General features: G+C 39.9%; 6 protein-coding genes. 5 read left to right on the forward strand and 1 reads right to left on the reverse strand.

The window, feature by feature from the left end:
• Window positions 1-3 precede the first annotated feature (3 nt).
• Window positions 4-1,449 carry a tRNA (N6-isopentenyl adenosine(37)-C2)-methylthiotransferase MiaB gene (gene miaB / locus J1G40_RS02905; protein WP_265240808.1) on the reverse strand — a complete coding sequence of 482 codons (1,446 nt, stop codon included), beginning with the start codon at window positions 1,447-1,449 and terminating at the stop codon, window positions 4-6.
• Window positions 1,450-1,612: 163 nt separating this feature from the next.
• On the opposite strand from miaB, the gene J1G40_RS02910 reads away from it, so the two are divergent.
• From J1G40_RS02910 to gldL, 5 genes are all read left to right on the forward strand, one after another.
• Window positions 1,613-2,851, forward strand: coding sequence for an LVIVD repeat-containing protein (locus tag J1G40_RS02910; RefSeq protein WP_265240809.1), 1,239 nt, complete (start codon window positions 1,613-1,615; stop codon window positions 2,849-2,851).
• Window positions 2,852-3,080: 229 nt separating this feature from the next.
• Complete coding sequence (gene topA / locus J1G40_RS02915) at window positions 3,081-5,561, forward strand: type I DNA topoisomerase (RefSeq protein WP_265240811.1); 2,481 nt, start codon at window positions 3,081-3,083, stop codon at window positions 5,559-5,561.
• 77 nt (window positions 5,562-5,638) lie between these two features.
• Window positions 5,639-6,796 carry a formimidoylglutamase gene (locus tag J1G40_RS02920; RefSeq protein ID WP_265240813.1) on the forward strand — a complete coding sequence of 386 codons (1,158 nt, stop codon included), beginning with the start codon at window positions 5,639-5,641 and terminating at the stop codon, window positions 6,794-6,796.
• A gap of 116 nt (window positions 6,797-6,912) precedes the next feature.
• Complete coding sequence (gene gldK, locus J1G40_RS02925) at window positions 6,913-8,268, forward strand: gliding motility lipoprotein GldK (protein ID WP_265240815.1); 1,356 nt, start codon at window positions 6,913-6,915, stop codon at window positions 8,266-8,268.
• Between the two features lie 76 nt (window positions 8,269-8,344).
• Window positions 8,345-8,556 (forward strand): gliding motility protein GldL (gene gldL / locus J1G40_RS02930; RefSeq protein WP_265240817.1); only part of this gene is annotated, 212 nt, incomplete at its 3' end.

Consider the following 8,556-nt stretch of genomic DNA (forward strand, 5'->3'; position numbering starts at 1 on the left):
TTTCTATTGCTGCTTAGTATACCCAACAGCCTTTCCCAAAAGGGTGGCTGAGGTACAATCTTTTATTTCTACATTTACAAACTCTCCCACTGCGTAGTGCTCCTTTGGAAAAACTACCACGGTGTTTTGTGAGTTACGACCCATCCAGTGGGCATCAGATTTTTTTGAAGACCCTTCTATTAATACTTCTTCAATTTTACCAAGATGTTGTTTTGTTCTATAAAGAGCGTGCTTTTGTTGCAGGGTGATGATCTCCTGTAGGCGCCTTTTTTTAGTCGCTGCCGGGATATCATCTTCTAATTTTCTGGCTGCTGAGGTGCCCGGTCTTTCTGAGTAGGCAAACATGAAACCAAAATCGTACTTCACATACTCCATCAAAGAAAGGGTGTCCTGGTGATCCTCTTCAGTTTCGGTTGGAAAACCACTGATCATGTCCTGGCTAATGGCGCAATCAGGGATGATCTTTTTAATGTTGTCTATAAGTTTAAAATACTCTTCCCTTGTATGTAGCCTGTTCATGGCTTTTAGTATGCGATTGCTTCCACTCTGAACCGGAAGGTGAATGTATTTGCAAATATTATCGTACCTGGACATAGTTTCAATTACATCTAAGGTCATATCCTGAGGATTGGAAGTAGAAAAACGGATACGCATATTTGGCTGTGCCTCGGCCACCATTTGTAAAAGTTTTGCAAAGTTAGTTGCACTAGCCCTTTGCATTTCAGAAGCCTTGGTAAAATCTTTTTTCAATCCTCCTCCATACCAGAGATAACTATCAACATTCTGACCTAAAAGGGTAATCTCTTTAAATCCTTTTTCCCAAAGTGCATTCACCTCAGAAAGAATAGATTGAGGGTCCCTGCTTCTTTCTCTTCCGCGGGTAAACGGCACTACGCAAAAAGTACACATATTGTCGCAGCCACGGGTAATGGTTACGAAGGCGGTTACCCCATTAGAATTTAACCTCACCGGCGCAACATCCCCATAGGTCTCTTCTTTAGACAGAAGTACATTTACGGCACTTCGCCCTTCATCTATTTCCTGAATGAGATTGGGCAGATCCTTATAAGCATCAGGGCCAACCACCATATCTACAATTTGCTCTTCTTCGAGTAACTGACTTTTCAACCTTTCGGCCATACAACCCAATACCCCAACCTTCATATGTGGCCTGGTCTTTTTAACGGCATTGAATTTTTCGAGACGCTTGCGAACTGTGGTTTCAGCTTTTTCCCGGATAGAACAGGTATTAACCAATACCAAGTCAGCATCATCCAGGACCTGAGTTGTATCAAAACCTTCCTTGGCTAAAATAGAGGCAACAATCTCACTATCAGAAAAATTCATCTGGCAGCCGTAACTCTCAATATAGAGCTTACGCGTATTGCTCAGCGTGGACTCTATGGCCAACACGCTTCCCTGAACAGATTCATCAATTACTTTCTTCATGACTTCTTCCCAGTATTTTTGGGGTTTAAACGGTCTGCAAAGATACTACATAATACAATTTTATGACAATATGACAGTTAATTCTTTATCAAAATTTACGCAACGCAGTACCGCCATCTGTATCTTTAAGTCAAGCAACAAATCTAATTAATAACAACAGACTATGAAGAAGCAATTTTTATTGATCTTAGTATCAGTAGCCATTGGATTAACCTCCTGTGAGAAAACCGACGACAGCAAGTATGCTGACTATTTGGTGGCCAGGCCACTAAAAATGAGTATGGAAGAGTTTAAAAACAGCGTTGATATAATTTCACCTGTTCCTATAGATGAATCCGGAAAAATTTATGCATATCAAGACTATATATTTGTGAATGACAAATACAAAGGAGTACATGTTATAGATAACAGTGACCCTTCTTCCCCTAAGAAAGTGTCTTTTATTAAAATTGCCGGAAATGTAGATATTTCGGTAAAGGATAACTACCTCTATGCAGATAGTTTAACAGATCTGATCGTCCTTAATATATCTGATGTCAACAACATAGAAATTGTAAACAGACTTGATGATGTTCTATACGACAACGTAATCTGGCCTGCCGAAGCGGATATTTTTGAATTTGATGGTATTGATTATCAAAATGAAATATTGATTGGATGGGAAGTAGTAACAGAGCGTCGATTAATAGAAGAGGTAAATACCCGTTTCGACGATCTGGCGCTTGCTGAGGTTGCCAATGATGCTGGCAATGTTGGACAAGGGGGATCTCTGGCGCGTTTCAAAATTGTTGACGATTACCTTTATGCCGTTGACAGCCATAACATCAACGTATTTGAAATTAGCGATTTGGAAAATCCGAAAGATTTGGACGATGTCTTTGCCGGTTTCGATATTGAAACCATTTTTAACAGGGGAGAGCATTTGTTCTTAGGTAGTATGCGGGGGATGTATATTTATGATATTTCTTCACCGGCCAGTCCGTCATTCGTATCAGAATTTCAGCATGGAACGGCATGTGATCCTGTGGTGGTTGACGGGGATTATGCTTATGTTACTTTAAGAGGGGGTAATAATTGCGGAGCTACGGAAAGTGGTCTTTTTATAGTAGATATTTCTGATATAAGCAATCCTGTCCTGGCAGTATCTTATCCATTGGATGGCCCTTATGGCCTGGGTATTAAAGATGAGAAACTTTTTGTTTGTGACGGGGACTCCGGGTTAAAGATATTTGATAAAACAGACATAGAAAATCTAGAAACCCTCAATCATTTTGAAGACATAGTCACCTTTGATGTAATTCCAAGGGAAGAAATGTTACTAATGGTCGGGGATGATATTCTTTACCAATATGAGTATCTGGAAGAAGGGATAAGTTTAATGAGTACCCTGGAACTGAATTGATTCGGGATTTGAAGTTTTCCTTAAGAATTTGTTCTGCTCTTATAACGGTTTATTGCGAGATTTCAGGATTGAAATTACAGCAAACTATCAGCAATTGAAATGCCTTTAACGAAGGCTTGAAACCGATAATAACATCCCGTAAAAGCGGGATGTTTTTTTTAACCCATATTTAAAGGTAGCACAGCAAATAAAAAATTTAGGCTACTTTTGTTGCTTCAAAAACCAATGAATGGCTAAGAACTTAGTGATAGTAGAGTCGCCTGCAAAGGCAAAAACTATAGAAAAATTTCTAGGGAATGATTATAAAGTTGCATCCAGTTTTGGGCACATAGCAGACCTTCCTTCCAAAGAGTTGGGAGTTGATGTGGACAATAATTTTGAACCTAAATATATAGTAGACAAAGACAAAAAGGCTTTGGTAAAGAGCCTGAAAGATCTTGCAAAAAAAGCAGAAGTCATTTGGTTAGCCAGTGATGAGGACAGGGAAGGAGAGGCCATCTCATGGCACCTGGCAGAAACGCTTGGCCTGGATCAGAAAAAAACGAAGAGAATAGTTTTTAATTCAATTACCAAATCGGCCATTCAAAAAGCAATTGATAACCCAAGGGCAATTAATTATAACCTTGTAAATGCACAGCAAGCCAGAAGAGTGCTTGACAGATTGGTGGGGTATGAGCTTTCCCCGGTCCTCTGGAAAAAAATAAAACCGGGCTTGTCTGCCGGAAGGGTGCAATCTGTTGCTGTTCGGCTAATTGTGGAACGTGAAAGGGAAATAGAGGTATTTAATCCGGTCGCTTCCTTTAGAATTTCTGCTGAGTTTGCGACCAAGGAAGGCAGTGTATTTAGCGCCAAACTCGGTAAAACTTTCCCTACCAAAGAAGAAGCTAAGGCATTTCTGGAAAAAAATATAGGTGCAGACTTTAAGGTTAACAGCCTGGACAAGAAGCCCGCAAAGAAATCACCTTCGGCACCTTTTACTACCTCCACCCTGCAACAGGAAGCATCCAGAAAACTTTATTTTTCGGTAGCCAGGACCATGCAGGTGGCACAACGCTTATACGAGGCCGGGCTAATTACTTATATGAGAACCGATAGTGTTAATCTCTCGGGTGAGGCTATAAATGCTGCTAAGACGGCCATTATACAAAACTACGGGGAAGCTTATAGTACTGTTCGCAATTTTACAGGGAAATCTAAAGGAGCACAGGAGGCACATGAGGCAATTAGGCCTACAGACATGACCCTTCAGTCTCCTAGTCTTGAAAATGATCAGTCCAAATTATATGAATTGATCTGGAAACGTACTTTGGCTTCACAGATGAGTGATGCACAATTGGAAAGAACCAACGTTAAAATTGGGGCAAATACACATGATGCAGTATTTACAGCCAATGGCGAGGTTATAAAGTTCGACGGTTTCCTAAAAGTGTATATGGAAGGTAAGGATGAAGAAGATCTTGCCGAAGAACAACAAGGCATGTTACCAGCAATGAATGAGGGAGCCGCGCTGAAAAATAATAATATAATTGCAACGGAAAGGTTTACAAGGCCTCCATACAGATATACTGAAGCTACCCTGGTCAAGAAATTGGAAGAACTGGGTATTGGACGCCCGTCTACTTATGCCCCCACAATTTCAACGATACAAAATAGGGGGTATGTTGAAAAAGGGACGGTAGAAGGGATAGAAAGGAAGTACCTGCAATTAGTCCTGGATACGGCTCAGGTTCAGGAAAACGCCCTTGTAGAAACTATAGGGTCGGACAAAGGCAAACTGGTGCCAACGGATATAGGAATGATTGTGAACGACTTCCTGGTGAGTCATTTTGCCAATATCCTGGATTATAACTTCACGGCCAAGGTGGAAAAAGATTTTGATGAAATCGCTGAAGGAGAAGAGGATTGGCAAAAAGTAATGAAAGAGTTTTATAAAGACTTTCATCCGACAGTGATAGACGTTGAGGAAAATGCTGAGAGGGCAAGTGGTGAAAGAGTGTTGGGGACAGATCCTAAAACAGGCAGGCAAGTAGCTGTACGCCTTGGGAGATTTGGGCCTATGGTTCAGATAGGTACGGTGGAAGAGGAAGAGAAACCTTTGTTTGCAAGTCTTTTACCAGATCAGTCTTTGAATACTATTAGTTATGACGAGGCCATGGAGCTATTTCAATTGCCCAGAAAACTGGGTTCCTATGAAGGAGAAGAAATAGAGGCCAATGTAGGCCGGTTTGGGCCCTATGTTCGATTTGGAAAGAAATTTGTTTCTCTGGAAAAGGGAGAAAATGCTTTTGATGTAGATCTTCCCAGAGCGATAGAATTAATAAAGGCCAAACAAAAGGCAGATGCTCCAATAGCTACTTATGAAGGTATGGAGGTGACCAAGGGGAAAGGAAGATTTGGCCCTTTTATTAAGTGGAATAATATGTTCATAAATGTGAATAAGAAATACGATTATGACCATCTTTCCCAGCAGGATATTGAAGAACTGATAGAGGCTAAGAAACAAAAGGAAATAGAAAAGTTGGTTCAGGAGTGGCCCGAAGAAGGCATTCGAATTGAAAAGGCCAGATGGGGAAGACATAACATTATCCAGGGAAAGATAAAAGTTGAAATCTCCAAAGATGTAGATGCTACTAAAGTATCGTTAGAGGATGCCCAAGCACTGATAGCTCAAAAGAAACCCAAAAAAAAGACGAGAGCCAAGAAGAAATAAGTATCTTTATGGACGTTTGATCGGCAGATTTTTTAGCAGCAGCAAATGCGTTAAATTCACAACAGTTAAAGACCAAAATGGCATTTGATTTTTTAGTCCCTGTGAGCAACAAAGCAATAGCCCATTGCGAATTACTCCCCCCTCAATCTTTAGGAAAAAATATCCATAAACACACCGCCAGAAAAGGCCTTCCGGTATTAGCCAATGCCACCTTCGCAATTCTCGGGGTAAACGAATCTAGAAATGCCTTTGAGAAAAAACCAGAGCAGTTAGATATAACCGGCATTAGGATACAGCTGTATAAATTAATGATGGGCAACTGGAGCAGTACCCTGGTAGATCTCGGTGATGTTGTTGAAGGGGAGACTGTTGAAGACACTTATTTTGTTGTTAAGGAAATCGTAGCCGGTTTAATGGAAGAAAAGGTAATTCCGATAATTATCGGAGCGACTCAGGATATTACCTATCCTACCTATCGTGCCTTTGATGGAATAGTGGATATGGTTAATCTTGTGGCCGTGGACAGTAGATTTGATTTTGGTGCCGATGAGGAACTTATATCCTCACACTCCTATATGAGCAAAATCATTACAGATAAACCCAATAACCTTTTTAACTTTTCAAATATTGCCTACCAAAGTTATTTTAATGCCCAGGAAGAAATAGATCTTATGGAGCGTCTCTTTTTTGATGCTTACCGTCTGGGAGATATTGCTGCGGATATCACTCTGGCAGAACCGGTCTTGCGCAATGCTCATCTGGTGAGTGTAGATGCCAGAGCTATAAGGGCAAGCGAGGTAGGACTATCTTCAAATTTTTCACCTAATGGTTTAACAGGCAGAGAGATTTGTGCTATTTCAAGATATGCTGGCATAAGTGATAATGTTAGTGTATTTGGAATATATGAAGGCGAGAATACTTCCCAATCCTTTCAACTTATCGCCCAGATTATTTGGTATTTTATGGAAGGCTTCAATTACAGAAGAAAAGAATCTCCGAGTACCAAAAACAGTGACTTTATTAAGTTTAATGTGCCAACGGAAACAGAACATTTGGTCTTCTTTAAAAGTCATATAACAGAGAGGTGGTGGGTAGAGATCCCTTCAATTTTAACTTCACATACTAAAACAAAATCACCAGCGTTATTACCATGCACTGAACAGGACTATCTGGATGCATGTGATCAAAATATTCCTGAAAGGTGGTTTAAGGCCTATAGGAAAGGCTTTAACTAACAAAAAATAATTTGCAAGGATAGGCAGTTGTATACAATAAATTATTCAAAAAGTAGTTTTAGAGAATAATAAATGTCAATACTGTTTATAGTCTTAATCGAAATTTAACCTAAAGTATGAAGAAGCTATTGTTATCATCTATAGCGTTTGTTTTTTTGCTCAGTAGTTGTGGCTCGAAAACAAAAGGAGAACTAACCGGAGTCCAGGGAAAAAAATGGTACCCCGAAAAACCCTATGGAATGGAACTGATCCCACGCGGATCTTACATTATGGGAAAGAGTGAAGAAGATCAAGCTCAAGTTCTAAATGCCCCAACCAAAACTGTTACCGTAAGGTCCTTTTATATGGACGATACGGAAATCACGAATAGTGAATACAGGCAGTTTGTGGAATGGGTACAAGATTCTATTGTCAGAACCAAATTAGCCATCCTTGCGGATGAGTTAGGTATGGGACCAGATGATGGAGGCATTGGGGAATACGCTTTCAAAACTGCAGACACTACAAAAATGTCTACCTATGATAAGTATATGATTGATAATTATGCTGGATTAGGTGAAACAGGGTACGAAGGCTTTGCACTCAATAAGGACGAAGACCTTGTTTGGGATACATCAGATTATCCTGATGAATACTATACCGAAGTGATGGATTCTATTTACATTCCTGAAGAGGAATCCTATAACGGACAACGCACCATTGATGTCACCCAACTAAAATACAAATACAGCTGGATGGACATTGAAGCTGCAGCCCGTTCCAGAGACGGTAGAAGAAAAGATTTTATAAAACAGGAAGAATTGGAAATCTATCCGGATACTACAGTTTGGATACGGGATTTTGAATATTCTTATAACGAACCTATGCATAACGACTATTTTTGGCACGATGCATATAGCGATTATCCTGTTGTTGGTATTTCCTGGAAGCAAGCCAAGGCTTTCTGTAATTGGAGAACCAAATTCAAGAATGATGATCAAAAAGAAAGAGGCAAGCAATTCGTGAACCGATTCAGATTACCTACAGAAGCTGAATGGGAATATGCCGCCAGAGGAGGTATCGAAGGTGGTAGCTATCCTTGGGGAGGCCCTTATGTAATTAGTGACACGGGTTGTTTTATGGCTAACTTTAAACCACAAAGAGGTGATTATGCCGCAGATGCAGCATTATACACGGTGGAGGCAAAGTCTTATGAGCCGAACGATTATAACCTGTACAATATGGCAGGTAATGTATCAGAATGGACCAATTCTAGTTATGATCCAAGTTCTTATGATTACGTTTCAACAATGAACCCAAATGGAGGCGATGGCGGCAATGCCAGAAAAGTTATCCGTGGTGGTTCTTGGAAGGATGTTGCTTATTTCCTACAAGTAAGTACACGTGATTATGAGTACAAGGATTCTGCAAGAAGCTATATTGGATTCCGAACTGTACAAGATTATATGGGTGAGGAAGACTCAACTCAGTAGTTTATACGTATATAATCAAATCAAACTTAAAACCAAATCCTTTTATTAACAGTAAACTTAAATTAAATTTAAAATTATGGCACAGTCAAAATCAACAAAAAAATTATTTAACATGGCCTATGGCCTTGGAGCTTCGGTAGTAATTATCGGTGCTTTATTTAAAATCCTACACTGGGAATTTGGTCCCCTTACTGGTGGACTTCTTCTTGCAGTAGGTCTTATTACAGAAGCACTTATTTTTGCAATTAGTGCATTTGAACCAGTAGATGATGAGTACGATTGGTCATT

Origin of the sequence: Muriicola sp. Z0-33 (genome assembly GCF_026126425.1) — a bacterium.
In the GTDB taxonomy this organism is placed as follows: domain Bacteria; phylum Bacteroidota; class Bacteroidia; order Flavobacteriales; family Flavobacteriaceae; genus JAFMPW01.